Origin of the sequence: Curtobacterium sp. 179-B 9B NHS (genome assembly GCF_045370965.1) — a bacterium.
In the GTDB taxonomy this organism is placed as follows: Bacteria; Actinomycetota; Actinomycetes; order Actinomycetales; family Microbacteriaceae; genus Curtobacterium.
On the sequence record NZ_JBIQDQ010000007.1, the window covers coordinates 1 to 25,324 of the forward strand.

Sequence of the window (25,324 nt, forward strand, 5' to 3'; positions counted from 1 at the left end):
TATAAGCGACCGGGCGGGGCCAGCGCGGCGCGCGTCGGGCCGGGAGGCGCGTGGCGGGCCCGCCGCGTGCCTCCCGTCCGCCTTCGGGTGGCGTGCCGCGTCGGGTTCCGAGCGGGCCAGATCTGTCGCGCTCGGTGCCCTCGCCCGACGTGTTCGGCCCGCTCGGCGGAACACGCGCGGCGTGTCCCGCCCGCTCGTCCGGGGCCAGCGCGGAGCACGTCGGGACGGGAGGCGCGTGGCGGGGCCCGCCACGTTCCTCCCGTCCGCCGTCGGGTGGCATCCCGCGTCGGGTTCCGAGCGGGCCAGATCTGTCGCGCTCGGTGCCCTCGCCCGACGTGTTCCGCCCGCTCGGCGGAACACGCGCGGCGTGTCCTGCCCGCCCGTTCGGGCCTGGAGCGGCGCACGTCGGGACTGGAGGCGCGTGGCGGGCCCGCCGCAAGCCTCCCGTCCGCCGTCGGGTGGCGTCCCGCGTCGGGTGCCGAACGGGCAGTATCCGTCACGCTCGGCGGAACCACCCGACGTGTTCCGCCCGCTTGGCACGCCGCACGCGGCGTGTCCTGCCCGCTCGCGGTGCGGCACCGCCGGACGCCGGTCGGCGGGCACGCCGGACACGCGGGGGACGTCGGTGCCGGCGGTTAGAGTTGTCCCGCCCCGCAGCAGTCCCCGTCGAAACCGGAGGTCCCGTGTCGGATTCCGACTCCTTCGTCCACCTGCACGTGCACAGCGAGTACTCGATGCTCGACGGTGCCGCCCGGCTGAGCGACCTGGTCGCCGAGACCGCCGCGCAGGGCATGCCGGCCGTCGCGGTCACCGACCACGGCAACATGTTCGGCGCGTTCGAGTTCTGGAAGGCCGCGAAGGCCGGTGGCGTCAAGCCGATCATCGGCACCGAGGCGTACATCACGCCGCGGACCCACCGGTCGGACAAGACCCGCATCCGCTGGGGTGACGGCGGCGGTGACGACGTGTCCGGCTCGGGTGCGTACACCCACATGACGATGTTCGCCGAGAACACGACGGGCATGCACAACCTGTTCCGCCTGTCGAGCCGGGCGTCGATCGAGGGGTACTACTTCAAGCCCCGCATGGACATCGAGCTCCTCGACCAGTACCACGAGGGGATCATCGCGACGACGGGCTGCCCCTCGGGCGAGATCCAGACGCGCCTGCGCCTCGGGCAGTACGACGAGGCGCTCAAGGCGGCGGCGGACTACCGCGACATCTTCGGCAAGGACAACTACTTCGCCGAGATCATGGACCACGGCCTCGAGATCGAACGCCGGGTCATCGAGGACGTCGTCCGCATCTCGAAGGACCTCGGCATCCCGCTGGTCGGCACGAACGACCTGCACTACACGCACTCCCACGACGCGAAGTCGCACGCAGCGTTGCTCTGCGTGCAGTCCGGGTCGACGCTCAACGACCCGAACCGCTTCAAGTTCGACGCCGACGAGTTCTACCTCAAGACGCCGCAGCAGATGCGCCACGTCTTCCGCGACCACCCCGAGGCCTGCGACAACACCCTCCTCATCGCCGAGCGGTGCAACGTCGAGTTCGACACCGCCGCGAACTACATGCCGAAGTTCCCGGTGCCCGAGGGTGAGACCGAGCACTCCTGGTTCGAGAAGGAGGTCGCGAAGGGGCTGCAGTACCGGTACCCGGGCGGCATCTCGAAGGAGGTCCAGGACCGTGCCGACTACGAGGTCGGGATCATCAACCAGATGGGCTTCCCGGGCTACTTCCTGGTGGTCGCGGACTTCATCAACTGGTCGAAGAACAACGGCATCCGCGTCGGTCCGGGCCGAGGGTCCGGTGCCGGCTCGATGGTGGCGTACGCGATGCGCATCACCGACCTCGACCCGATCCGGCACGGCCTGATCTTCGAGCGCTTCCTCAACCCGGACCGCGTCTCCATGCCCGACTTCGACGTCGACTTCGACGACCGGCGCCGCGGTGAGGCGATCAAGTACGTCACCGAGAAGTACGGGTCCGAGCGCGTCGCGCAGATCGTCACCTACGGCACGATCAAGGCGAAGCAGGCGCTCAAGGACTCCTCGCGGGTCCTCGGCTTCCCGTTCGGCATGGGCGAGAAGCTCACCAAGGCGATGCCGCCGCCCGTGATGGGCAAGGACATCCCGCTCACCGGGATCTTCGACAAGGACCACCCGCGGTACAAGGAAGCGGTCGACGTCCGGACGGTCGTCGAGACCGATCCCGAGGCGAAGACCGTCTTCGACACGGCGCTCGGGCTCGAGGGCCTGAAGCGGCAGTGGGGCGTGCACGCCGCCGGTGTGATCATGTCGAGCGAACCGCTCATCGACATCATCCCGGTGATGAAGCGCGAGCAGGACGGCCAGATCGTCACGCAGTTCGACTACCCGGCAGCGGAGTCGCTCGGCCTGATCAAGATGGACTTCCTGGGCCTCCGGAACCTGACGATCATCAGCGACGCCCTCGACAACATCAAGACGAACCGTGGGATCGAGCTCGACCTCGAGACCATGGGCCTCGAGGACGACGCCGCGTACCAGCTCCTGCAGCGCGGCGACACCCTCGGCGTCTTCCAGCTCGACGGCGGCCCGATGCGCGGCCTGCTCCGGCTCATGAAGCCGGACAACTTCGAGGACATCTCCGCGCTCATCGCCCTGTACCGCCCCGGCCCCATGGGTGCGAACTCGCACACGAACTACGCGCTCCGCAAGAACGGCGAGCAACCGATCACGCCGATCCACCCGGAGCTCGAGGAGCCCCTGCAGGACATCATCGGCACGACCTACGGCCTGATCATCTACCAGGAGCAGGTCATGGCCATCGCGCAGAAGGTCGCGGGCTTCTCGCTCGGACAGGCGGACATCCTCCGCCGCGCGATGGGCAAGAAGAAGAAGTCCGAGCTGGACAAGCAGTACGCCGGCTTCGAGAAGGGCATGCAGGACAACGGCTACTCGGCCGCGGCGATCAAGACGCTGTGGGACATCCTGCTGCCGTTCTCCGACTACGCCTTCAACAAGGCGCACTCGGCGGCGTACGGCGTGGTGTCGTTCTGGACCGCCTACCTCAAGGCCCACTACCCGGCGGAGTACATGGCGGCGCTGCTGACCAGCGTCGGCGACGCCCGCGACAAGCTCGCGCTGTACCTGAACGAGTGCCGCCGCATGGGCATCCGGGTGATGCCGCCGGACGTCAACGAGTCGATCGGCTTCTTCGCCGCCGTCGGTGACGACATCCGCTTCGGCATGGGCGCCATCCGCAACGTCGGCTTCAACGTGGTCGACGACATCGTGAAGGCGCGCACCGAGAAGGGCGCGTTCGAGTCGTTCCACGACTTCCTCCGGAAGATCCCGATCTCGTCGGCCAACAAGCGGACGGTCGAGTCGCTCATCAAGGCGGGTGCCTTCGACGAGTTCGGTGACACCCGGCGTGCGCTCGTCGAGATCCACGAGGGCGCGGTCGAGGGCGCGGTGAAGGTCAAGCGCGACGAGGCCAACGGCAACATCGGTTTCGACTTCGACTCGCTCTTCGCCGAGGTGGCCGAGGAGACCCCCGCTGCAGCGCCGGTGTCCCAGGTGCCGGACCGCCCGGAGTGGGCGAAGCGCGACAAGCTCGCCTTCGAGCGGGACATGCTCGGGCTGTACGTGTCGGACCACCCGCTCGCCGGTCTCGAGATCGAGCTCGCGAAGCACCAGTCGATCACCATCGCCGACCTCATCGCCGCCGACGACGGCATCGAGGGCGAGACGGTCACGGTCGCCGGGCTCCTGACGAGCGTGCAGCACCGGGTCGCGAAGTCGAGCGGCAACCCGTACGGCATCGTCCAGATCGAGGACTTCGGCGGCGAGATCGGCGTCATGTTCCTCGGCAAGACGTACCAGGAGTTCGGTCCGTCCCTGGTGGCGGACTCGATCGTCGTCCTGCGCGGCCGGGTCAACGTGCGTGACGACGGCAAGGCGCTGCACGCCGTGAGCATGTTCCAGCCGAACGTCGGCGACGCGATGGGGTCCGGCCCGTTGACCCTGTCCCTGCCGGAACGCCGGGCGACGACCTCGACGGTGACCGAGCTGGCCGCGGTGCTCGGCCGGCACCAGGGGGAGACCGAGGTCCGCCTCAAGCTGCTCAAGGACGACGTCGCGCGGACCTTCGAGCTGCCGTTCCCGGTCAGCCTGACGCCCGACCTGTTCGGCGAGCTGAAGAGCCTGCTCGGACCGCGCTGCCTGGTCTGAGGCGGTCGACGTGATCGTTCCCGGAGCACCGCGGCCGTCGGCCGTGGTGCTCCGGGCGTTCGGAGCGGGGGAGCGGCGCCCGCTGCTGCTGCCCGGCGGGCAGGGCACGACGTGGCGCGCGGGCGGGATCGTCCTGCGGCCGCACGGGGACGCCCGGGAGGCTCGGTGGCGGTCCGCCACGCTGGCCCGCCTCGCGCACTCCGACCGCTTCCGCGCGCCGCGTCCCGTGGCCTCGGCCGACGGGTCCTGGCTCGTCGACGGGTGGGAGGCATGGGAGTGGCTGCCGGGCGCGACCGACCCGAGCCGCGTCGACGAGGTCCTCGCCGCCGGCGATGCCTTCCACCGAGCGGTCGCCCACCTGCCCCGCCCGGCGTTCCTCGACCTCGTCGACGACCCGTGGAGTCGGGCGGACCGGATGGTCTGGGCCGGGACGCTGCGGCCGTCAGGGCCGCTGCTCGACCGGCTCGCTGCGGCGTTCCGGCCGGTCCGAGCGCCGTCGCAGGTCGTGCACCGCGACCTGCTCGGCAACGTGCTCTTCGCCGCCGGGGAGCCACCAGCCGTCTTCGACTGGGCACCCTCGTGGCGCCCGGCCGGGTACGCCTCTGCGATCGCCGTCGTCGACGCGGTCTGCTGGAACGGGGTCCCCGTCGAGCGGCTGCCGGCGCTCGGGCAGCTCGCCGGGGTGTCCGACTGGCCACAGCTGCTCGTCCGGGCGCTGGCGTTCCGCGTCCTCGTCCTGCACGTGCTCGGGGTGTGGGACGACGACCACGCCGAGCGGCACCGCCCCCTCGCGACGGCGATCCTGTCGGGTGCCGCCGGTACGCTTGACGCCTGATGATGCAGCGAATCGACCTCCGCGGCGGACTGCCCGCCCGTGCCGACCTCCTCCGCCTGATGCCCCGCGCCGTCGGTGACGTCTCGCACGCCGTCGACGCCGCCCGCGACCTCGTGGACGCGGTCCGGCAAGACGGGGCAGCCGCGCTCCGCGAGCAGGCGGAGCGGTTCGACGGAGGCGCCCCCGAGCACGTCCGGGTCCCCGCCGCCGAGATCGCCGCGGCCGTCGCCGGCCTGACGCCGGAGCTGCGCGAGGCCCTGGACGAGGCCATCCGCCGCGTCCGTGCTGCGAGCGCTGCTCAGGTCCCGGCTGCGTCGGTCACGTGCCTGGCCGACGGCGCCGAGGTCCACCAGCGATGGCAGCCGATGCGTCGCGTCGGGCTCTACGTGCCGGGCGGCAAGGCCGTCTACCCCTCGAGCGTCGTGATGAACGTGGTCCCCGCGCAGGTCGCGGGCGTCGGGTCGATCGCCCTCGTCTCGCCGCCGCAGCGCGACCACGGCGGGCGCGTGCACCCGACGATCCTCGCCGCGGCCGGACTGCTCGGCATCGACGAGGTCTACGCGATGGGCGGGGCCGGTGCGGTCGGTGCGCTGGCGTACGGCGTCGCCGAGATCGGCCTCGAGCCGGTCGACCTGGTCACCGGTCCGGGCAACAACTTCGTCGCAGCGGCCAAGCGCCTGGTGCGCGGGGTCGTGGGCATCGACTCCGAGGCCGGCGCGACCGAGATCCTCGTCATCGCCGACGACACCGCGGACCCCGGCTACGTCGCCGCCGACCTGGTGAGCCAGGCCGAGCACGACGAGCAGGCCGGCAGCGTCCTGGTGACCACCTCGGCCGCGTTCGCCGACGCGGTCGAGGCCGCGATCCCGGAACGGGTGGCGGCGCTGGGGACGGCTGCGCGCCTCCAGACCGCACTCGACGGCCCGCAGTCCGCGATCGTGCTCGTCGACTCCCTGGCCGACGCGGCGACCGTCAGCAATGCGTACGGGCCTGAGCACCTGGAGATCCAGACGGCGGACGACGATGCCGTGCTGGCGGACATCGACGCGGCGGGAGCCGTCTTCGTGGGGCCGAGCACCCCGGTGAGCCTCGGCGACTACCTCGCCGGGTCGAACCACGTGCTGCCGACCGGCGGACAGGCACGGTTCGGGTCCGGACTGTCGGCCTCGACGTTCCTCCGACCGCAGCAGGTCATCCGCTACACGCCCGCCGCGCTGGCCGAGGTCGCGCCGCACATCGTGGCGCTCGCGACCGAGGAACAGCTGCCCGGTCACGGTGCCGCGGTGACGGAACGCACCGGGCGGTCCTGAGCGCCGCCGATCGTCCACAGGGTCGTCACCGCGCCCTGTGGGCGTCGTCGAGCCGATAGCCTGGGACACGACATGTTCTGCCCCTTCTGCCGCCACCCGGACTCCCGCGTCGTCGACTCCCGCACGAGCGACGACGGCACCTCGATCCGTCGCCGACGCCAGTGCCCGAACTGCGGGCGCCGGTTCTCGACGACGGAGACCGCGTCGTTGAACGTCGTGAAGCGCAACGGCGTGACCGAGCCGTTCAGCCGCGACAAGATCGTCTCCGGTGTGCGCAAGGCGTGCCAGGGACGCCCGGTGACCGACGGTGACCTCGCCGTGCTCGCACAGCGCGTCGAGGAGACCGTGCGCTCGTCGGGGTCCAGCCAGATCGACGCGAACGACATCGGTCTCGCCATCCTGCCGCCGCTGCGCGAGCTCGACGAGGTGGCGTTCCTGCGGTTCGCGAGCGTCTACCAGGCCTTCGACACGCTCGAGGACTTCGAGGACGCGATCGCACAGCTGCGCCGTGACCACCACGCAGCCGGGGCCGCAGCGTCCGGCGGTGCCGGCTCGGGCAGCAGCGCGTGAGCGGGGTCGCGGAGCGCCTCGTCCGGAACGGGTACGCGGTCGTCTTCCGGACGGTGTTCGCCAACATGGACCCGGAGCGCGCACACCACGTCGCGTTCGCCGTCATCCGCGCACTGCCGAGGGTGCCGTTCCTGAACGGCACGGTGGAGCGCTACGCCAGGCCAGCAGCTGCCGACGGGATCACGACGATGGGGATCCACTTCCCCTCGCGCTTCGGTCTCGCGGCCGGGTTCGACAAGGACGCCAAGGGCATCGCCGGACTCGGGCTGCTCGGGTTCGGGCACGTCGAGGTCGGCACGATCACCGCGAAGGCGCAGCCCGGCAACGACAAGCCCCGGCTCTTCCGGCTCATCCGCGACAGGGCGCTCGTCAACCGGATGGGGTTCAACAACCACGGTGCCGCCAGGGCTGCACGGCGGCTCGAACGGGCACGACGGCACCCGGGTCGCCCGGTCATCGGTGTCAACATCGGCAAGAGCCGGGTCGTCGCGGTCGAGGACGCGGTCGACGACTACCTCGAGTCGACGCGCCTGCTCGCCCCGTTCGCGGACTACCTCGCGGTCAACGTCAGCTCGCCGAACACGCCCGGTCTCCGCGGGCTGCAGGAGGCCGACCAGCTCCGACCCCTGCTGACGGCCGTCCGCGACGCTGCGGGGCGGACCCCGGTGCTCGTGAAGATCGCCCCGGACCTGACCGACGAGCAGATCGATGCGATCGCCGGGCTCGCGGTGGACCTCGGACTCGCCGGCATCATCGCCAACAACACGACGATCGCCCGCACCGGGCTGACCACGCCGGACGCCGAGGTCGAGGCCATGGGTGCCGGCGGCCTGTCGGGTGCCCCGATCGCCGCCCGGTCGCTCGAGGTGCTGCGTCGGGTCCGCGCCGCGGTGCCGCAGGACTTCTGCGTCGTCGCCGTCGGGGGAGTCACGAGCGAGCAGGACGTGCAGGACCGCATCGACGCGGGCGCCACGCTCGTGCAGGGGTACACGGCGTTCCTCTACGAGGGGCCGACCTGGGCGATGCGCATCAACCGGCTGCGGCGTCGGCGGCTGCGGCGCGCAGCGCGGTAGCGGCAGGCGGCACTCGCTCTGCGCCGACCGTGGTGTCGTGCTCCGCACACGGCCCACTGCCGTCGGGCTGTTCGCCGGTCCGCCGGTTCGCCGGTTCGCCGGTTCGCCCACTCTCGTCGCAGGACCCGCCGCCCGCTGCCGCTCTCGTCGCACGACCTGCCGCTCATGTTCGCTCGGTGCGGCATGTCCTGCGACTGGAAGACCGCAGGACCGGGACCAGGACCGGGACCGCCGAGCGTCGGAGCGACCGGAGCACCGCGGGATCGGGACCCCGGGACCGGGACCCCGGAGCACCGGAAGGCCAGCCGTCCGGAGGGCACCGAGCCGACCGAGCAGGACACGCCGCTCGCGTTCGGCGTTCGGGCGTGATCCGTCGGCGCGCGACGCCGACCGAGACGGATCTGGCCCGGTCGACGACCACCGTCAGGCACCGCGCGACCCCGGAACACCCCGGAGCAACCCGGAACGACGAAGCGCCGCCCGGCTCGGCCGGACGGCGCTCGTGGCACTGCGCCTACAGCGAGGGGTACTCCCCGCGGCGCACCTGCGGCTTCGGCAGGCGCAGGAAGCGGAGCTGCCACGCCCGCGTCAGGATGTAGAAGAACGTCCCGCGCTGCATGTCGCCGAACTTCGCGGTGATCTTCTTGCGCAGCGACAGCCACAGCACGATGCAGTCGAGGACGAACAGCGCGACGAACGCCCACACCAGCAGGAGCGAGTACGACGCCAGGACGGTCTGCGCTGCGGCGAACCCGACGATGAGGAACAGCACGAGCACGGGCATCATGACCTCGCCCACGTTCCAGCGCGCGTCGATCCAGTCGCGGACGAACTTGCGCTGCTCGCCCTTGTCCTTCACCGGGAGGTAGCGTTCCTCGCCGTTCGCCATGCCGACACGGGCCTTCTCGCGCTCCGTGTTGAGCCGCGCGCGAGCGGCCTTCTTGTCCTGCGGGCTGTTGCCGACGAGCGGGCGACGGTTGGCTGCCTCGCGCTCACGACGCGACGGCGTCGGACGACCCTTGCCGGACTCGAGGAGTTCTTCCTCCGACGGGTTGACGGTCGTGTTGGTCTTGGGGGCTGCCTTCGCCACGGTGCGTTCCTGACTGCGGTTGCGTGCTGGATCTCCTCTAGATTACGGGACATGACCGACACCGACCAGCACAGCCCCGCGACCGACCCCGCGCTCCTCGACGCCCTCCGCGAACACGTGCAGGGAGGCCTGCCGACGACGATCGCCGACCTGTCCGCGCTGGTCCGGCTGCCGTCGGTGTCCTGGTCGGCGTTCGACCCGGCGCACGTGCAGGCGAGTGCCGAGGCGGTCGCGGACCTGGCCCGGTCGACGGGGGTCTTCGCCGACGACGCCGTCCGCATCGTCCGTTCCGCGGTCGAGGGGGAGACCGCGGGCGCGGAGGAGGCCGGCCGCGAGCTCGGGCAGCCCGCCGTCCTGGCGGTGCGTCCTGCGCGGAACGGGAAGCCGACCGTCATGCTCTACGCGCACCACGACGTGCAGCCACAGGGCGACGACGCCCTGTGGGAGACCCCGCCCTTCGAGCCGACCCTCCGCGGCGACCGCCTGTACGGTCGCGGCGCCTCGGACGACAAGGCCGGCGTGATGACCCACGTCGCCTCGCTCCGCGCGCTGCACGCGCAGTTCGGCGACGACCTCGAGCTCGGTGTCGTGCTCTTCGTCGAGGGCGAGGAGGAGTTCGGCTCCCGCTCGTTCCGCACCTTCCTCCGCGAGCAGAAGGAGCACCTGGCGGCCGACGTCATCGTCGTGGCCGACAGCGACAACTGGTCGGTCGACGTCCCGTCGATCACCGTCTCGCTCCGCGGCAACGTGACGTTCCGCGCGACGCTGACGACCCTCGAGCACGCGAGCCACAGCGGCATGTTCGGCGGTGCGGCCCCGGACGCGATGATCCCCATGGTCCGGCTGCTCGCCTCGCTGCACGACGACGACGGCTCGGTCGCCGTCGAGGGGCTCACGGCGTACGACGCCGACGTGCCCGAGCGCTCCGAGGCCGAGCTCGCCACCGACGCGGCCCTGCTCGAGGGCGTCCGACCGGTGGGGACGGGTCCGGTGCTGTCCCGGATGTGGTTCCAGCCGTCGATCACCGTGACGGGCATGGACGTGCCGAGCGTGGCGAACGCGTCGAACACCCTGCTGCCGACCGTTGCCGCCCGCGTCTCGGTCCGCGTGGCCCCCGGACAGTCGGCGACCGACGCGTACGCGGCCGTCGAACGCCACCTCCGCGCCCACGTGCCGTTCGGCGCGAAGCTCGACGTCACCGAGGTGGACACCGGCGACGGCTTCCTCGTGGACACCGCCGGCTGGGCGGTGCAGGAGGCCCGCACTGCCATGCACGAGGGCTGGGGCGCGCCCGCCGTCGAGCAGGGCATCGGCGGATCCATCCCGTTCGTCTCGGACCTGGCCGCCGAGTTCCCGGAGGCGCAGATCCTGGTGACGGGTGTCGAGGACCCCGACACCCGGGCGCACAGCCCGAACGAGTCGCAGCACCTCGGGGTCCTGCACCGCGCGATCGCGTCGGAGACGATCCTGCTGGCGCGCCTGGCGACGCGCGCCTGACGCGTCCCCACCGCTGGTGGGGACCGGGGGAGTGCCGGACGGGAGGCCCGTGGCGACGCCGCCACGGGCCTCCCGTCCGTCGTCCGGTCCCGCCCTGTGGACGGACGGCCCGTCCTGTCGGCTCGCGTGCTTACAATCGACCTCAGGCGCGGTGACCGACACCGCCCGGAGGGAGACGCGCGGATGAGCGACACCATCACCGACAACGCACCGGCGACGGACGCACGTGCCCACGGGGTCGCGCTCAGCGACGCTGCGGCGGCGAAGGTGGCGAGCCTGCTGGAGCAGGAGGGGCGCGACGATCTCCGCCTGCGCCTCGCGGTCCAGCCCGGTGGCTGCTCGGGCCTGATCTACCAGCTGTACTTCGACGAGCGCCTGCTCGACGGGGACGCCACGACCGAGTTCGGCAGCGGTGTCGAGGTCGTCGTCGACAAGATGAGCGTCCCGTACCTCGACGGCGCCACCATCGACTTCGAGGACACCATCCAGAAGCAGGGCTTCACCATCGACAACCCCAACGCGCAGGGCAGCTGCGCGTGCGGCGACAGCTTCCACTGACGCCACGGCGGGCGGTTGTCCGCCGACCGAACCGACACGCGAGCGGGGAGTGACCGATCTGGTCGCTCCCCGTTCGTCGTCCCCCGCGCTGCCCGAGCCCGCCCGACCGGGGGAAAGCGGTGCGCCGGGGTCGACGATGCCGCGCCGGACCGCGCCCGGTGTGCGCGAGACGTCACCGGCTGCGAGTAAGCTAGGAGTGTTCCAATCAAGCTGGGAACCAGCAATGAGCGGCCTCCGTGCTCGGCACGGTCGCACCGCCGGTGCCTCAGCAACGTCTTCCGAGAGGTAACAGTGCGTTCGAATCGCCGTATACGTTGGGCGGCCGTCCCGGTGGCCGTCGGTCTGGTCATCGCACTGGCTGGCTGCACGCAGCAGCAGATGAACGGATGGCTCCCCGGCACGGAGGAGACGAAGGACGTCACGAACCACACGAGCCGCATCGTCGGCCTGTGGACCACCAGCTGGATCGTCCTGCTCGCGGTGGGGCTCATCGTGTGGGGCCTGATCATCTGGGCGGCGATCGTCTACCGCCGTCGCAAGGGCCAGACCGGCCTGCCGGTGCAGATGCGGTACAACATGCCGCTCGAGATCTTCTACACGATCGTGCCGCTCATCCTCGTGCTCGGCTTCTTCGCGTTCACCGCGAAGGACCAGTCCGCGATCGAGAAGCCCTTCGACGACCCGGACGCCACGATCCACGTGTACGGCAAGCGCTGGGCCTGGGACTTCAACTACATCGACAAGGACAACCCGAAGGACAGCGTCTACTACCAGGGCATCCAGGCCCAGGAAGAGGAGAACGGCGACGGCGCGATCGACGAGTCGCAGCTCCCGACGCTGTACCTGCCGGTCGGCAAGAAGGTCGAGATCGAGCTCTCCTCGCGCGACGTCGACCACTCCTTCTGGGTCATCGACTTCCTGTACAAGAAGGACATGCTCCCGGGCAAGACCAACTACGAGTACTTCATCCCGCAGAAGGAAGGCACGTACCAGGGCAAGTGCGCCGAGCTCTGCGGTGAGTACCACTCCCTGATGCTCTTCCAGGTGAAGGTCGTCTCCGACTCCGAGTACCAGCAGTACCTCGACACGCTGCGCGAGCAGGGCAAGGTCGGTCTGCTCGGCAACGAGTACGACACCAACACGAACGAACCGAACAACCAGGCGCCGGTCGAGGCGTCGAGCGAGAACAAGTAGGGGTCCGTCAGATGACAACGTCACTCGTCGGCCAGCCGACAGCGCCGACGACGCCGGACTTCCAGGCGTCCAAGGTCGGTCGGAAGGGCAACATCATCGTCCGGTGGATCACCTCCACCGACCACAAGACCATCGGGTACATGTACCTGATCGCCTCGTTCGTCTTCTTCCTGCTCGCGGGCGTCATGGCGCTCGTGATCCGTGCGCAGCTCTTCGAGCCCGGCCTGCACGTGGTCGAGACGAAGGAGCAGTACAACCAGCTCTTCACGATGCACGGCACGATCATGCTGCTGATGTTCGCGACGCCGCTCTTCTCGGGCTTCGCGAACGCGATCATGCCGCTGCAGATCGGTGCGCCGGACGTCGCGTTCCCGCGTCTGAACGGGTTCGCCTTCTGGCTCTACCTCTTCGGCTCGCTCATCGCGGTCGGCGGCTTCCTCACCCCGCAGGGCGCCGCGTCCTTCGGCTGGTTCGCCTACGCGCCACTGAGTGACACGACGTTCACACCGGGTCTCGGTGGGACGCTCTGGGTCTTCGGCCTCGGCATGACCGGCTTCTCGACGATCCTCGGCGCGGTGAACTTCATCACGACGATCATCACGATGCGCGCCCCGGGCATGACGATGTTCCGCATGTCGATCTTCACGTGGAACACCCTCGTGACCTCGCTGCTCGTGCTGATGGCCTTCCCGGTGCTCGCCGCCGCGCTGTTCGGCCTCGGTCTCGACCGCGTGTTCGACGCGCAGATCTACAACCCGGCCAACGGCGGTGCCCTGCTCTGGCAGCACCTCTTCTGGTTCTTCGGCCACCCCGAGGTGTACATCATCGCGCTGCCGTTCTTCGGCATCGTCTCCGAGGTCTTCCCGGTCTTCAGCCGCAAGCCGATCTTCGGCTACAAGACCCTCGTGTACGCGACCATCTCCATCGCGGCCCTCTCGGTCACGGTGTGGGCGCACCACATGTACGTCACCGGTGGCGTCCTGCTCCCGTGGTTCTCGCTCATGACGATGCTCATCGCGGTCCCGACCGGCGTGAAGATCTTCAACTGGGTCGGCACGATGTGGCGCGGTTCGGTCACCTTCGAGACCCCCCTGCTGTGGGCCGTCGGCTTCCTCATCACCTTCACGTTCGGTGGTCTCACCGGTGTGATCCTGGCGTCGCCGCCGCTCGACTTCCACGTGTCCGACTCGTACTTCGTCGTCGCGCACTTCCACTACGTGGTCTTCGGCACCGTCGTGTTCGCGATGTTCTCCGGCTTCTACTTCTGGTGGCCGAAGTGGACGGGTCGCATGCTCAACGAGCGCCTCGGCAAGATCCACTTCTGGCTGCTGTTCATCGGCTTCCACACGACGTTCCTCATCCAGCACTGGCTGGGCGTCATCGGCATGCCGCGTCGTTACGCGACCTACCTGCCGAACGACGGGTTCACCTGGATGAACCAGCTGTCGACGATCGGCTCGATGATCCTCGCGATCTCGTTCCTGCCGTTCATCTTCAACGTCTACGTGACCGCACGGAACGCTCCGAAGGTGGCCGTGAACGACCCGTGGGGCTACGGCCGCTCGCTCGAGTGGGCGACCAGCTGCCCGCCGCCGCGGCACAACTTCACGTCGATCCCGCGGATCCGTTCCGAGTCCCCGGCGTTCGACCTGAACCACCCGGAGGCCGGTGTGCCGATCGGTGTGGGTCCGGCGAAGGACGCTCCGGACGCCCCGACCTACGACGCCGCGAAGGGCGAGGTGAAGTAACGCCATGCGCGCCAACACCAACCTGTTCTGGATCCTGTTCGTCTTCTTCGTCCTCGCGGACGCGGCGTACACCATCTGGGCGCTCATCTACTACGGGCGGCCCGAGTGGGTCGGCACCGTGGCGATCGGCCTCACCGGGATCATGTCCGCGTTCATCGCGTTCTACCTCGGGAAGGTCATGTCCTCGCAGGGCGGTGTCCTCCCCGAGGACCGCCCCGACGCGAACATCGAGGACGGCGACGCCGAACTCGGGCACTTCAGCCCGTGGTCGTGGTGGCCGATCCTGCTCGCCGGTTCGACCGCGATCTGCTTCCTCGGTCTCGCGGCCGGCCTCTGGATCGTGCCGATCGGGCTCGCGCTCGTGACGGTCACCCTCGTGGGCTGGGTCTACGAGTACTACCGCGGCAACTTCGGACACTGATCCGATCCACCTGACACCTCGGGCGGCACCACATCCGGTGCCGCCCGTGGTGCGTCCGGGGCCCGTACCCCACCCGGCCCGAGCTCTCGGCCCGGAGCGGGTATCCCGGAAGTCACAGGGAATCAACCGGCCCGCGCGCGGCTTGACCCGTGCGGACCCCGCAACCACAGCGAAAGGACTCACCTCCGGTGACCGACAAGCGCACCCTCATCATCTTCGGCGCGACGGGCGACCTCGCCTCCCGCCTGCTGCTCCCGGGACTCGGCACGTTCCTGCAGAGCGGTCGAGCGGTCCCCGTCCAGCTGATCGGCACGGGCCGCAGCGCCCGCAGCTCGGAGCAGTGGAAGGACGTCGTCACGAAGTCCTTCGCGTCGCAGGACGTCAAGGGTCCCGAGGTCGACGCGACCCTCGAGTCCACGACCTTCATCCAGGGCGACCCGACCGACCCCGAGCACCTCAAGGCGCTGCTCGACGCGGCCGAGGCCGAGCCCATCCTCTACTTCGCGCTCCCGCCGCAGATCGCCTCGGACATCTGCGAGGCGCTGCAGGGCGTCGAACTCCCGGAGGGCACGACCCTCGCGTTCGAGAAGCCCTTCGGCACCGACGTCGCCAGCGCCGAGGCCCTCAACAAGACCGTGCTCGAGCTCGTCCCCGAGGAGCGCGTGCACCGCACGGACCACTTCCTCGGTCGCACCACGGTCCTCAACATCATCGGACTGCGCTTCGCGAACCGCCTGTTCGAGCCGATCTGGAACGCGGACAACATCGAGAAGGTCGACGTCTTCTACGACGAGACCCTCGGGCTCGAGAACCGGGCGCAGTACTACGACGAGGCCGGCGCCCTGGTCGACATGATCCAGTCGCACCTGTTGCAGATCCTCGGCCTGGTCACGATGGACGCCCCGTCCGCGATCGACGCGGTCGAGTTCCGGTCGTCGCTCGCGCGTGTCCTCCGGTCGACCCGCCTCAAGGGCGACGACGCGAAGATCGCCTCGCGCCGCGCCGTGTACACGGCCGGCACCATCGACGGCAAGGAGCTGCCGTCGTACCAGGACGAGGACGGCGTGGACAAGTCGCGTGGTACCGAGACCCTCGCCGAGATCCAGGTCGAGGTCGACACCGCGCGCTGGAAGGGCGTCCCCTTCACGCTCCGCTCCGGCAAGGCGCTCGGCGCCAGCCGCAAGGAGGTCCTCATCACCTTCAAGCCCGTGACGCGCCTGCCCTCCGGCCTGTCCGGTCGACCGAAGGCGGACACGCTGCGCATCGTCCTCAACCCGGACGAGATCGAGCTGAGCGTGTCGGCGAACGGCGGCGGCAACCCGTTCGAGATGGGGCAGGTCACCCTGTCCTCGTCGTTCGACGACGGCGAGCTCACCCCCTACGGCGAGGTGCTCAACGGCATCTTCCACGACGACCCGCTGCTCTCGATCCGCGGCGACGTCGCGGAGCGGTGCTGGGAGATCGTCGAGCCGGTCGTGGACGCCTGGAAGTCGGGCGACGTGCCGCTCGAGGAGTACCGCGCGGGCTCGCGCGGTCCCGCGGACTGGGAGTCGTCGTCCTGACCGACGCCGTCTCCTGACGGAGCCACCTGACGGACGGGAGGCGCGGTGCCGGCTGGCACCGTGCCTCCCGTCCGTTCGTCTGCCCGTTCCTCCCCGGAACGCGTGACGTGCCGTGCGGAACCGGGCGTACCTGCCGGATCAGGAGGACCAGGTACGCGCGGATGGACCAGGTACGCCCGGATGGACCAGGTGCGCCCGGAACGACCAGGTGCGCCCAGCACGACGCGGCGCGGAGCGCCGCCGGCCGGTCAGGACGGTGCGCCGGCCCGCCGCCCACCGCCGGTCGACGACCGCGTCCCGCCGTCGTGCACGGCGAGCCGCGTCCGGTGGCCCGACGTGGTTCCGCGTGCACGGGCGATCGCGTCGGCCGCGGACACGAGCGTCAGGTGCGACAGCACCTGCGGCGTGTTGCCGATGTGGTGACCGGTCGCCACGTCGATCTCCTCGGAGAGCATGCCGACGTCGTTCGCGTAACCGACCAGGACGTCCATCAGCCGCTCGGCGTCGGCGATGCGCCCGGAGGCGGCGTACTGCTCGACGAGCCAGAACGAGCACGCCAGGAACGGGTGCTCGGAGCCGGACAGCCCGTCGAAGCCCGCGGTGGTCCGGTACCGCAGGACCAGGCCGTGCTCGCCGACGCGGAGGTCCTGCTCGATCGCCGCGACCGTCCCCGTCATGCGCGGGTCGTCGGCGTGCAGGTACCCGATCTGCGGCAGGACGAGCAGACTCGCGTCGACCTCGTCGGTGTCGTAGTGCTGCCGGTAGCAGCCGCGTTCGGCGTTCCAGCCGTGCTCCTCGATCTCCGCGCGGACCTCGTCGCGCAGGCTGCGCCACCGGTCGACGGGGCCCTCGAGGCCGAACTCCTCGACGGCCGCCACCCCGCGGTCGAAGGCGGCCCAGATCATCGCCCGGGAGTGCGTGAAGTGCCGCCGCGGTCCGCGCATCTCCCAGATGCCGTTGTCCGGGTGCTGCCAGTGCTCCTCGACGTAGCCGAGCAGGGCACGCTGCAGGGCCCACGAGTCCGCGTTCTCCTCGACACCGAGCTCGCGCGCGTCGTGCAGGGCGGCCAGCACCTCGCCGAAGACGTCCCCCTGGTACTGGGTCGACGCGCCGTTGCCGAGCCGGACCGGCGTCGAGTCGAGGTAGCCGGGGAGCTCGTCGAGCGTGCGCTCGGGCAGTTCGCGTTCGCCGGCGATGCCGTACATGATCTGCACGTCGGCAGGGTCACCCGCGATCGCACGGAGCAGCCACCCGCGCCAGTGCATCGCCTCGTCCCGGTAGCCGTGGGCGATGAGCGACGCGAGCGCCAGGGACGCGTCGCGGAGCCAGACGTACCGGTAGTCCCAGTTGCGTTCGCCACCCGGGTCCTCCGGGAGGCTCGTGGTCGCGGCCGCCACGACGCCGCCGGTCTGGCCGTGGGTCATCGCACGGAGCAGCAGCAGGGACCGTCGGCTCGCCTCGGCGTAGGGGCCCTCGGTGTGCGCGGTCGCCATCCAGTCGCGCCACCAGCGCTCCGTCGCCTGCAGTGCGGCGTCGACGTCGAGCGGCTCCGGTGGCTCGCGGTGCGACGGGTACCAGGTGAGCACGGTGTCGACGACGTCGCCGTCGTGCACCGTGACGGTGTGCGTGTGCCGGTGGTCGTCGGCCCGGAAGCGCACGCCACGGACCACCACCGAGCCCGGGCCGGCGGTCGCGAGGAGCGCCGGGTCCTCGTCACCGCCGATCTGCCGGACCCAGGGGAGCGCTCGGGCGTAGTCGAACCGGATGCGGAGCGTCTGCTCGACCTCGACCGAGCCCTGCAGGCCGCGGACCCGTCGGATGATCGCCGCGCGATGGGCGCCGATCGGCATGAGGTCGGTGACCTCGACGACGCCGGTCGACGTCGTCCACACGGTGGAGAGCACGAGCGTGTCCGGGTGGTGGTGCCGGGTGCTCGTGGCGTCCGGGTCCGTCGGGCGGAGCGACCAGTGCCCGTGGTCCTCGGTCCCGAGCAGTGAGGCGAAGGTCGACGGGCTGTCGAAGCGCGGCAGGCACGCCCAGTCGATCGTCCCGTCGCGGCCGACGAGTGCGGCCGTGTGGGTGTCCCCGATGAGGGCGTGGTCCTCGATGCGGTTCGGCGGGGTGACGGTGCTCATGGCTCGATCCTGGCACCGGCCGCCGCCGTGCGGCCCGGCAGCGCTGAAGGTGTGCACAGCGGAGCCGTCGGAGCTCCCTGTGCAGGGATCAGAGCGGGGCTGACGGGTCGGCGTCGACGAGGCCCACGCGAGCGAGCTCCGACCACATGCCGGCACCGTCCGGGGCGTACACCCACGGTGCGGACCCGGCGCGCGTCCGTTCCTGCGCGCGCGACCGACCACCGGCCAGGACCGCCTCGCTCGTGGACAGCTGCCGGACGGCGACACCGGCGACGTTCTCGGGGTGCTCCCGGGCGAACTCGCCGTAGAGCGTCTCGTCGTGCTGCCCGTCGTCGCCGACCAGGAGCCACTGCACGTCCGGGAAGTCGCTCGCGAGTCGCCGGAGGTTCTGCTGCTTGTGCAGCTGGCCGCTCCGGAAGAAGCGGTCGTGGGTCGGCCCCCAGTCCGTCAGCAGGAGCGTGCCGGTCGGGTACATGTTCCGGGTCAGGAAGCGTTGCAGCGTCGGCGCCACGTTCCACGCCCCGGTCGAGAGGTACACGGTCGGAGCGCCGGGGTGCTGCGCGAGCACGCGTTCGTACAGCACGGACATGCCCGGGACCGGGCGACGGGCGTGCTCGGTCAGGACGAAGGAGTTCCACGCCGCGAGCATCGGGCGGGGGAGCGACGTCACCATCACCGTGTCGTCGATGTCGGACAGCAGACCGAAGCGCGTGTCCGGGTCCACGATGAAGACGTCGGCCTCGACGTCGCGCATCCCACCGGCCGAAAGGCGCACCGTCTGCCATCCGGGTTCGAGGTCGATCGGGACCTTCACGTCGACCACGCCGCCACGGTCGGACTGCACCACGTGGGTCGTGCCGCCGGCCGTCACGGTGACCTCGGCGTCGTCGACGGCGACACTCGTGAAGCTCCGCCAGCCACGCACGCCGTAGTAGGAGGCGTCGGACGCCAGGCCGCGTCGCGTCAGCAGGACACGGCAGAGCACGCGGATCCAGCCCGGTGCGCCGTAGCCCGTGTAGGGGATCACGGTCGGCACGAGCCCGCGACGCCGGGCCCGGTGCTCGCGGAACTCCTGGACGGCGTCCTCGATCCGAGCGGCCCGGTGGAGGATCGGTTCGGCCAACGACGGCTCGTGGGGCGTCGGGTCGGGCATGGCCCCATCCTCCCACGCGCGGGACCCCGACGGCGGGCGGTGGACGACCACGACGGGGTGAGTCGCAGCGATGATCCAGCCGGTCTGTGCGAGAGTCCTTCCCGTCACATCCCACATGACCGCGCTCCGCCGGGAGCGCAAGAGGAGAACACGTGCTCGTCACCGAGGTATCGAACGCACTGCCGGGGGGATCATCACTGCTCAGGAACGAGCCGGTCCAAGCCCGCAGTTCGGCGCGCCTCGCGGGACTCCTCGACGCCGCGGCTGCCGTGATCGACGAGATCGGGTTCGAGCGACTGACCACCGCGATGGTGGCCGAGCGCGCGGGGGCGTCGATCGGCACGGTCTACCGGTACTTCCCGGACCGCATCGCCGTGGTCGAGGCGCTGGCGATCCGGAGCACCCAGCGGCTCGCCGAGCGCTTCCTCACCGCCCTCGACGAGAGCGACGCCACGACCTGGCAGGACGCGCACGACGCGCTCATCGACGCGACCGTCGAGATGTACCGCGCGGAGCCGGGCTTCCGCGCGATCCGCTTCGGTGACCCCGCGGACACCGGCACCGGTGACGCCGAGGACCGCATGGCTGCGCTGGGGGCAGCCGTCGCGCAGGTCCTGCACGACCGCTTCGGCTACCCGCTGGGCGAGCGTGCGGAGCGCGCCTGGGTCGTCCTGGCCGAGTCCGCGCACGCCGTGATCGCCCGGGCGCTCCGCGACCGGACCGCTCCCGACACCGCGCTCATCGAGGAGTACCGCACGATGAGCCGGGCGCACCTCGAAGCGGTCGCCGCAGCCGCCTGAACCGCGATCGGCCGGACGCGCGACGCGCCCGACCGGCGCACCGGACCATCCACCGACGCCCGTGCTCCCGAACAGGGAGTGCGGGCGTCGTTGTCCGCGAGCCGTCATGACCGGTCACGGTGGAACGCTGTCCTCGATGCGCGGGTACGCTCGTGCGGAGTCGGGCTACCTCCGAACAGAAGGGCACCCACATGATCGGGTTCCGCTCGGTGCGCAAGACGTACCCGGACGGCACCAACGCGGTCGACGACTTCAGCCTCGTCATCCCGTCGCGGACCACCACGGTCTTCGTCGGCTCCAGCGGCTGCGGCAAGACCACCCTGCTCCGCATGATCAACCGGATGGTCGACCCGTCGTCGGGGACCGTCGAGATCGACGGTGAGGACGTCGCCGGGGTCGACCCCGTGCAGCTCCGTCGCCGCATCGGCTACGTCATGCAGAACGCCGGCCTGCTGCCGCACCGCAAGGTCGCCGACAACATCGCGACCGTGCCGCTCCTGACGGGTGTCCCGAAGGGCGAGGCCCGTGCCCGGGCGCTCGAACTGATGGACACCGTCGGTCTCGACCGGGCGTTCGCGGACCGGTACCCCTCGCAGCTCTCCGGCGGACAGCAGCAGCGCGTCGGCGTGGCCCGCGGCCTCGCCGTCGACCCGAACGTCCTGCTCATGGACGAGCCGTTCGGCGCCGTCGACCCGCTCGTCCGCAACGACCTGCAGGACGAGCTGATCCGGTTGCAGCGCGAGCTCGGCAAGACCGTCGTCTTCGTGACCCACGACATCGACGAGGCGTTCAAGCTCGGCGACCAGGTCGTCATCCTCAAGAAGGGCGGCGAGATCGCGCAGCTCGGGACCCCCGCCGAGATCCTCGCCGAACCGGCGGACGACTTCGTCGCGAACTTCATCGGTGCCGGCCGCGGTCGGCGTGCCCTGCGCGTCGAGCAGACGCCGACCGGCCCGATCGTCGTCGACGGCGACGGCCGGGCAGCCGGAGTGCTCACCGGTCCGGTCCAGGTGGTCGACGCCGCAGCCGCGGTGCCACAGGCAGCAGAGGCCGGGGCGCGTGACACCGCCCCGGGTGCTCCGGCGCAGGGTGGGGGACCGCGGTGAACTGGATCCTGTCGAACCTCGACACGATCAGTGACGCCACGATCGCGCACCTCGCGATCGCGATCCCACCGATCATCATCAGCTTCCTGCTCTCCATCCCGATCGGCTGGGTGGTGGTCCGACTGCAGCGCACGGGCGGATCCCGCTTCGCCGCCGGTCTGGGCAGCGGCATCGTGACCTTCGCGGGTCTCCTCTACGCGATCCCGTCGCTGGCGCTGTTCGTCGCCCTGCCCGGCATCATCGGGACGAGCCTGCAGAGCCCGGTCAACGTGATCATCAGCCTGACGATCTACGGTCTCGCGCTCATGGTCCGGTCGACGGTGGACGGCCTCTCCTCGGTCGACGCCGGCACGAAGGCAGCCTCGACCGCCATGGGGTACTCGGGCGTACAGCGCTTCTTCCGCGTCGAGCTCCCGCTCGCCGGTCCCGTGCTGCTCGCCGGCCTGCGGGTGATCGCGGTGTCGACGATCTCGCTGACGACCGTCGGTGCGGTGCTCGGCATCCAGAGCCTCGGTTCGCTGTTCACCGACGGACTCGCGCGCGGCATCTACGAGGAGATCCTCTCGGGCATCGTCATGGTGCTCGTGCTCGCCTTCGCCCTCGACGGCCTGCTCGTGCTGCTCGGACGGCTCGTCATGCCGTGGACACGGCGGGCGCCGCGGAGCCGTCGCGCCGCGCGTCGGGTCCTGCAGCGAGCGGAGGTCGCCTCGTGATCATCGGACAGGCGTTCGGCTGGGTGTTCGACCCGGCCAACTACACCGGCGTCAACGCGATCCCCGAGCGGCTGTGGGAGCACGTCTGGATCACCCTGCTCGCCGTGGTGATCGCGGCCGTGATCGCGGTTCCGATCGGGTACGCGATCGGGCACACGGGCCGGGCACGCGGGTTCTCCATCGCGCTGTCCGGCGGCATCAGGGCCCTGCCGACGCTCGGCGTGCTGTCGCTCTTCGGCCTGCTGCTCGGCATCGGGCTCGAGGCACCGCTGCTGGCGCTCGTGGTCCTGGCCGTCCCGTCGGTGCTCGCCGGTGCCTACGCGGGGATCGAGTCCGTCGACCCGGTCACGATCGACGCGGCGAAGGCCCAGGGCATGACCGGGTGGCAGGTGCTCTGGAAGGTCGAGATCCCGCTCGGGCTGCCGCTGCTGATCGGCGGCGTCCGTTCGGCCGTGCTCCAGGTCGTCGCCACCGCCACCCTGGCTGCCTACGTCGGCGCCGGGGGACTGGGCGGCTACTTCTTCCTCGGCCTCAAGACCCAGGACTACGCCGAGATGCTCGGTGCGTCCGTCCTCGTGATCGCGCTCGCGATCGCGTTCGAGATCGTGTTCGCCGCGCTGCAGCGGGCGTCGGTGCCGAAGGGCACCCTCGACCCGTCCGCGCGGCAGCGCCAGGGATCGCGCGAGCGAGCCCGCAATCCCATCCCGGAAGGAAACCCATCGTGATCACAGCACGGATCCGCGTCGCCCTCGCCGCCGCAACGGCACTCGGCGTCGCCGCAGCCCTGACCGGCTGCTCCTCTGGTGACCCGCTCAGCAGCGGCTCCAGCGCCTCGTCCGACTCGAAGACGATCGTCATCGGCTCGCAGCAGTACTACTCGAACGAGATCATCGCCGAGCTCTACGCGCAGGTGCTCGAGAAGGACGGCTTCACCGTCGAGCGCAACTTCAACATCGGGCAGCGCGAGGTCTACATCCCGCAGCTCGAGAAGGGCGCGATCGACGTCATGCCCGAGTACAGCGGCAACCTGCTGCAGTACTTCGACAAGGAGTCGACGGCCAAGAGCGCGGACCAGATCGACGAGGCGCTCGAGAAGGCCCTGCCGAAGGGTCTGCGGGTCCTCGACGAGGCCGACGCCACCGACCAGGACAGCTACACCGTGACGAAGCAGTTCTCCGAGGAGAACGACGTCACGAGCCTGGCCGACCTGAAGGACGTCAAGGAGAAGCTGACCGTCGGCGCGAACTCCGAGTTCCAGACCCGCCCGTACGGCCCCGAGGGCCTGAAGTCGGTCTACGGCGTGGACGTCGACTTCAAGGCGGTCGAGGACTCCGGCGGCGCCCTGACGGTGAAGGCGCTCAAGGACGGCACCGTCCAGCTCGCCGACATCTACAGCGCGGACCCGAGCATCAAGGCGAACGACTTCGTCTCGCTCAAGGACCCGGAGAACCTGATCCTGCCGCAGAACGTCATCCCGGTGGTCTCCGACAAGGTCGACGAGAAGGCTGCGGACGCCATCGACGAGGTGAACGAGAAGCTCACCACCGACAAGCTCATCGAGCTCAACGAGAAGAGCGTCACGGACAAGGAGAAGGCCTCGCAGATCGCGAAGCAGTTCCTCCAGGACGAGGGTCTGCTCTAGTCGGTCGGCGCTCGGCGCCGATCAGCACTGAACGACAGGTGTCGGGCTTCGGCCCGGCACCTGTCGTCGTTCACGCGGAGGGCACTCGGGCACCGTCGTTCCGCACGGTTGTGCCGACCACTGCTCGTGCACGTTCGTGCAGAGTGCCCCTCTACAACTTGTCGAAGCAGGTGTCCCGGCGGTAGCGTGGAGGTGTCCCGATGGGGTGACAAGTACCAGTTCCTCCTCCCGGAAGAGGCATCTCTCGTGCACGAACAGCGCGCGGCGGACCGGCTCGGACACGCCGCATGAACGACATCCTCGATCCCCTGATCCTGTCGCGGTGGCAGTTCGGTCTGACGACGATCTACCACTTCCTCTTCGTCCCGCTGACGATCGGCATGGCGCTCGTCGTTGCCGTCTTCCAGTCGGCGTGGGTGCGGACCGGGCGCGCTCACTACCTCCAGCTGACCCGTTTCTTCGGGCGCATCTTCCTCATCAACTTCGCGATGGGCGTCGTCACCGGAATCGTCCAGGAGTTCCAGTTCGGCATGAACTGGTCGAACTACTCGCGGTTCGTGGGCGACGTCTTCGGTGCCCCGCTCGCGCTCGAGGGCATCCTCGCGTTCTTCTTCGAGGCGGCGTTCATCGGCATCTGGATCTTCGGGTGGGACCGCCTGCCGCGGGCGCTGCACCTGGCGAGCATCTGGTGCGTCAGCGTCGGCACGATGATGTCGGCGTACTTCATCCTGGCGGCGAACGCCTTCATGCAGCACCCCGTCGGCTTCGCGATCAACGAGGCGAAGGGCCGCGCCGAGCTCACCGACATCTGGGCCGTCCTGACCAACAAGGTCGCGCTGGCCGCCTTCCCGCACACGCTCTTCGGGGCCTTCATGGTCGCCGCCTCGGTGATCATCGCGGTCGCGGCGTGGCACCTCGCACGCAACCAGAACCTCGAGACGATGATGCCGGCGCTCAAGTTCGGCATGTGGACGATGCTGGCGTCCGGCGCGCTGACCGTGCTGTCCGGCGACCAGCTCGGGCTCACGATGGTCGACACCCAGCCGATGAAGATGGCCGCGGCCGAGGCGCTCTACAACACCTCGACGGGCAAGGACGCCTCGTTCTCGATCTTCACGCTCGGCACCCCGGACGGTGTGCACGAACTGTTCTCGATCCGCATCCCGTACCTGCTCTCGTTCCTGTCGACGCACACCTTCACCGGCACGGTCGAGGGCATCAACGACCTGCAGGCGCAGTACACGCAGGTGTACGGCCCCGGCGACTACAAGCCGATCATCTGGGTGACCTACTGGTCGTTCCGCTGGATGATCGCCCTCGGTGTCGGCGCGGTGCTCGTGTCGGTCGTCGGCCTGTGGCTGACCCGCAAGGGCCGGTTCCCGACGCAGCGCTGGGTGTGGCGCATCGCCACCTGGTCGGTCCCGCTGCCGATGGCCGCGATGATCATGGGCTGGGTCTTCACCGAGATGGGCCGCCAGCCGTGGCTCGTGTTCGGGCTGCTCCGCACGGCGGACGGCGTCTCGCCGAACGTCACCGGGGTCGAGGTCCTCATCTCCCTGGTCGTGTTCACGCTGATCTACGGCGCGCTCGCGGTCGTCGAGTTCCGGCTCATCAAGAAGGTCGCGCAGGAGGGCCCCGCCGCCCCTGCGAAGGTCGACGAGGTCACCGGCGAGGTCGAGCACGAAGTGACGGTGTACTGA

At 70.1% G+C, this 25,324-nt stretch carries 20 protein-coding genes; 17 read left to right on the plus strand and 3 right to left on the minus strand.

Translation table 11 applies throughout. From position 1 onward, the window contains the following. The first annotated feature begins 734 nt into the window (after nucleotides 1–734). From dnaE to ACH0A8_RS08020, 5 genes are all read left to right on the plus strand, one after another. Complete coding sequence (dnaE, locus tag ACH0A8_RS08000) at nucleotides 735–4,217, plus strand: DNA polymerase III subunit alpha (RefSeq protein WP_066658059.1); 3,483 nt, start codon at nucleotides 735–737, stop codon at nucleotides 4,215–4,217. 10 nt (nucleotides 4,218–4,227) lie between these two features. Continuing rightward, nucleotides 4,228–5,052 carry a hypothetical protein gene (locus ACH0A8_RS08005; RefSeq protein WP_406906964.1) on the plus strand — a complete coding sequence of 275 codons (825 nt, stop codon included), beginning with the start codon at nucleotides 4,228–4,230 and terminating at the stop codon, nucleotides 5,050–5,052. Beyond that, nucleotides 5,052–6,362 carry a histidinol dehydrogenase gene (hisD, locus tag ACH0A8_RS08010; protein WP_209683068.1) on the plus strand — a complete coding sequence of 437 codons (1,311 nt, stop codon included), beginning with the start codon at nucleotides 5,052–5,054 and terminating at the stop codon, nucleotides 6,360–6,362. The genes ACH0A8_RS08005 and hisD overlap by 1 nt, the downstream gene beginning before the upstream one ends. A gap of 72 nt (nucleotides 6,363–6,434) precedes the next feature. Beyond that, a complete protein-coding gene (gene nrdR, locus ACH0A8_RS08015; protein ID WP_066653777.1) occupies nucleotides 6,435–6,932 on the plus strand; it encodes a transcriptional regulator NrdR in 498 nt (165 codons plus the stop codon). A gap of 65 nt (nucleotides 6,933–6,997) precedes the next feature. Further along, nucleotides 6,998–8,005, plus strand: coding sequence for a quinone-dependent dihydroorotate dehydrogenase (locus tag ACH0A8_RS08020; RefSeq protein WP_245171478.1), 1,008 nt, complete (start codon nucleotides 6,998–7,000; stop codon nucleotides 8,003–8,005). 514 nt (nucleotides 8,006–8,519) lie between these two features. On the opposite strand, the gene ACH0A8_RS08025 is transcribed toward ACH0A8_RS08020, so the two are convergent. Beyond that, complete coding sequence (locus tag ACH0A8_RS08025; RefSeq protein WP_066653782.1) at nucleotides 8,520–9,095, minus strand: DUF3043 domain-containing protein; 576 nt, start codon at nucleotides 9,093–9,095, stop codon at nucleotides 8,520–8,522. Between the two features lie 51 nt (nucleotides 9,096–9,146). Between ACH0A8_RS08025 and ACH0A8_RS08030 the strand changes: the two genes are divergently transcribed. From ACH0A8_RS08030 to ACH0A8_RS08055, 6 genes are all read left to right on the plus strand, one after another. Continuing rightward, nucleotides 9,147–10,592: a dipeptidase gene (locus ACH0A8_RS08030; RefSeq protein ID WP_400429448.1), complete on the plus strand. Its 1,446-nt coding sequence runs from the start codon at nucleotides 9,147–9,149 to the stop codon at nucleotides 10,590–10,592. 183 nt (nucleotides 10,593–10,775) lie between these two features. Beyond that, nucleotides 10,776–11,150: an iron-sulfur cluster assembly accessory protein gene (locus ACH0A8_RS08035; RefSeq protein ID WP_066653793.1), complete on the plus strand. Its 375-nt coding sequence runs from the start codon at nucleotides 10,776–10,778 to the stop codon at nucleotides 11,148–11,150. Nucleotides 11,151–11,441: 291 nt separating this feature from the next. Continuing rightward, on the plus strand, nucleotides 11,442–12,344 hold the full coding sequence (coxB, locus tag ACH0A8_RS08040) for a cytochrome c oxidase subunit II (protein WP_066653795.1): 903 nt from the start codon (nucleotides 11,442–11,444) through the stop codon (nucleotides 12,342–12,344). An 11-nt stretch (nucleotides 12,345–12,355) separates the two neighbouring features. Beyond that, nucleotides 12,356–14,092, plus strand: a complete 1,737-nt coding sequence (gene ctaD / locus ACH0A8_RS08045) for a cytochrome c oxidase subunit I (protein ID WP_066653797.1) — start codon at nucleotides 12,356–12,358, stop codon at nucleotides 14,090–14,092. Nucleotides 14,093–14,096: 4 nt separating this feature from the next. Then, nucleotides 14,097–14,513: a cytochrome c oxidase subunit 4 gene (locus ACH0A8_RS08050; protein WP_066653799.1), complete on the plus strand. Its 417-nt coding sequence runs from the start codon at nucleotides 14,097–14,099 to the stop codon at nucleotides 14,511–14,513. Nucleotides 14,514–14,701: 188 nt separating this feature from the next. Then, on the plus strand, nucleotides 14,702–16,075 hold the full coding sequence (locus ACH0A8_RS08055) for a glucose-6-phosphate dehydrogenase (protein WP_400429445.1): 1,374 nt from the start codon (nucleotides 14,702–14,704) through the stop codon (nucleotides 16,073–16,075). 248 nt (nucleotides 16,076–16,323) lie between these two features. On the opposite strand, the gene ACH0A8_RS08060 is transcribed toward ACH0A8_RS08055, so the two are convergent. Both ACH0A8_RS08060 and ACH0A8_RS08065 read right to left on the minus strand, forming a co-directional pair. Beyond that, on the minus strand, nucleotides 16,324–18,210 hold the full coding sequence (locus tag ACH0A8_RS08060) for a glycoside hydrolase family 15 protein (RefSeq protein WP_406906965.1): 1,887 nt from the start codon (nucleotides 18,208–18,210) through the stop codon (nucleotides 16,324–16,326). A gap of 88 nt (nucleotides 18,211–18,298) precedes the next feature. Next, nucleotides 18,299–19,363, minus strand: a complete 1,065-nt coding sequence (locus ACH0A8_RS08065) for an App1 family protein (protein WP_066653808.1) — start codon at nucleotides 19,361–19,363, stop codon at nucleotides 18,299–18,301. Between the two features lie 152 nt (nucleotides 19,364–19,515). On the opposite strand from ACH0A8_RS08065, the gene ACH0A8_RS08070 reads away from it, so the two are divergent. From ACH0A8_RS08070 to ACH0A8_RS08095, 6 genes are all read left to right on the plus strand, one after another. After that, a complete protein-coding gene (locus ACH0A8_RS08070) occupies nucleotides 19,516–20,163 on the plus strand; it encodes a TetR/AcrR family transcriptional regulator (protein ID WP_066653809.1) in 648 nt (215 codons plus the stop codon). 191 nt (nucleotides 20,164–20,354) lie between these two features. Further along, nucleotides 20,355–21,269 carry an ABC transporter ATP-binding protein gene (locus ACH0A8_RS08075; RefSeq protein WP_406906966.1) on the plus strand — a complete coding sequence of 305 codons (915 nt, stop codon included), beginning with the start codon at nucleotides 20,355–20,357 and terminating at the stop codon, nucleotides 21,267–21,269. Further along, nucleotides 21,266–21,982 carry an ABC transporter permease gene (locus tag ACH0A8_RS08080; RefSeq protein WP_066653814.1) on the plus strand — a complete coding sequence of 239 codons (717 nt, stop codon included), beginning with the start codon at nucleotides 21,266–21,268 and terminating at the stop codon, nucleotides 21,980–21,982. The genes ACH0A8_RS08075 and ACH0A8_RS08080 overlap by 4 nt, the downstream gene beginning before the upstream one ends. After that, nucleotides 21,979–22,707 carry an ABC transporter permease gene (locus ACH0A8_RS08085; RefSeq protein ID WP_209683052.1) on the plus strand — a complete coding sequence of 243 codons (729 nt, stop codon included), beginning with the start codon at nucleotides 21,979–21,981 and terminating at the stop codon, nucleotides 22,705–22,707. The genes ACH0A8_RS08080 and ACH0A8_RS08085 overlap by 4 nt, the downstream gene beginning before the upstream one ends. Further along, complete coding sequence (locus tag ACH0A8_RS08090) at nucleotides 22,704–23,624, plus strand: ABC transporter substrate-binding protein (protein WP_209683050.1); 921 nt, start codon at nucleotides 22,704–22,706, stop codon at nucleotides 23,622–23,624. The genes ACH0A8_RS08085 and ACH0A8_RS08090 overlap by 4 nt, the downstream gene beginning before the upstream one ends. A 287-nt stretch (nucleotides 23,625–23,911) precedes the next feature. Further along, nucleotides 23,912–25,324, plus strand: a complete 1,413-nt coding sequence (locus ACH0A8_RS08095; RefSeq protein ID WP_209683048.1) for a cytochrome ubiquinol oxidase subunit I — start codon at nucleotides 23,912–23,914, stop codon at nucleotides 25,322–25,324.

Bases quoted from the DNA above. Each gene is read 5' to 3' on its own strand.
- nrdR (WP_066653777.1), top strand. From the start codon at position 6,435: ATGTTCTGCCCCTTCTGCCGCCACCCGGACTCCCGCGTCGTCGACTCC.
- ctaD (WP_066653797.1), top strand. From the start codon at position 12,356: ATGACAACGTCACTCGTCGGCCAGCCGACAGCGCCGACGACGCCGGAC.
- ACH0A8_RS08065 (WP_066653808.1), bottom strand. From the start codon at position 19,363: ATGCCCGACCCGACGCCCCACGAGCCGTCGTTGGCCGAACCGATCCTC.
- hisD (WP_209683068.1), top strand. From the start codon at position 5,052: ATGATGCAGCGAATCGACCTCCGCGGCGGACTGCCCGCCCGTGCCGAC.
- ACH0A8_RS08095 (WP_209683048.1), top strand. From the start codon at position 23,912: ATGAACGACATCCTCGATCCCCTGATCCTGTCGCGGTGGCAGTTCGGT.
- dnaE (WP_066658059.1), top strand. From the start codon at position 735: ATGCTCGACGGTGCCGCCCGGCTGAGCGACCTGGTCGCCGAGACCGCC.
- ACH0A8_RS08020 (WP_245171478.1), top strand. From the start codon at position 6,998: ATGGACCCGGAGCGCGCACACCACGTCGCGTTCGCCGTCATCCGCGCA.
- ACH0A8_RS08050 (WP_066653799.1), top strand. From the start codon at position 14,097: ATGCGCGCCAACACCAACCTGTTCTGGATCCTGTTCGTCTTCTTCGTC.
- ACH0A8_RS08075 (WP_406906966.1), top strand. From the start codon at position 20,355: ATGATCGGGTTCCGCTCGGTGCGCAAGACGTACCCGGACGGCACCAAC.
- ACH0A8_RS08030 (WP_400429448.1), top strand. From the start codon at position 9,147: ATGACCGACACCGACCAGCACAGCCCCGCGACCGACCCCGCGCTCCTC.
- ACH0A8_RS08060 (WP_406906965.1), bottom strand. From the start codon at position 18,210: ATGAGCACCGTCACCCCGCCGAACCGCATCGAGGACCACGCCCTCATC.
- ACH0A8_RS08035 (WP_066653793.1), top strand. From the start codon at position 10,776: ATGAGCGACACCATCACCGACAACGCACCGGCGACGGACGCACGTGCC.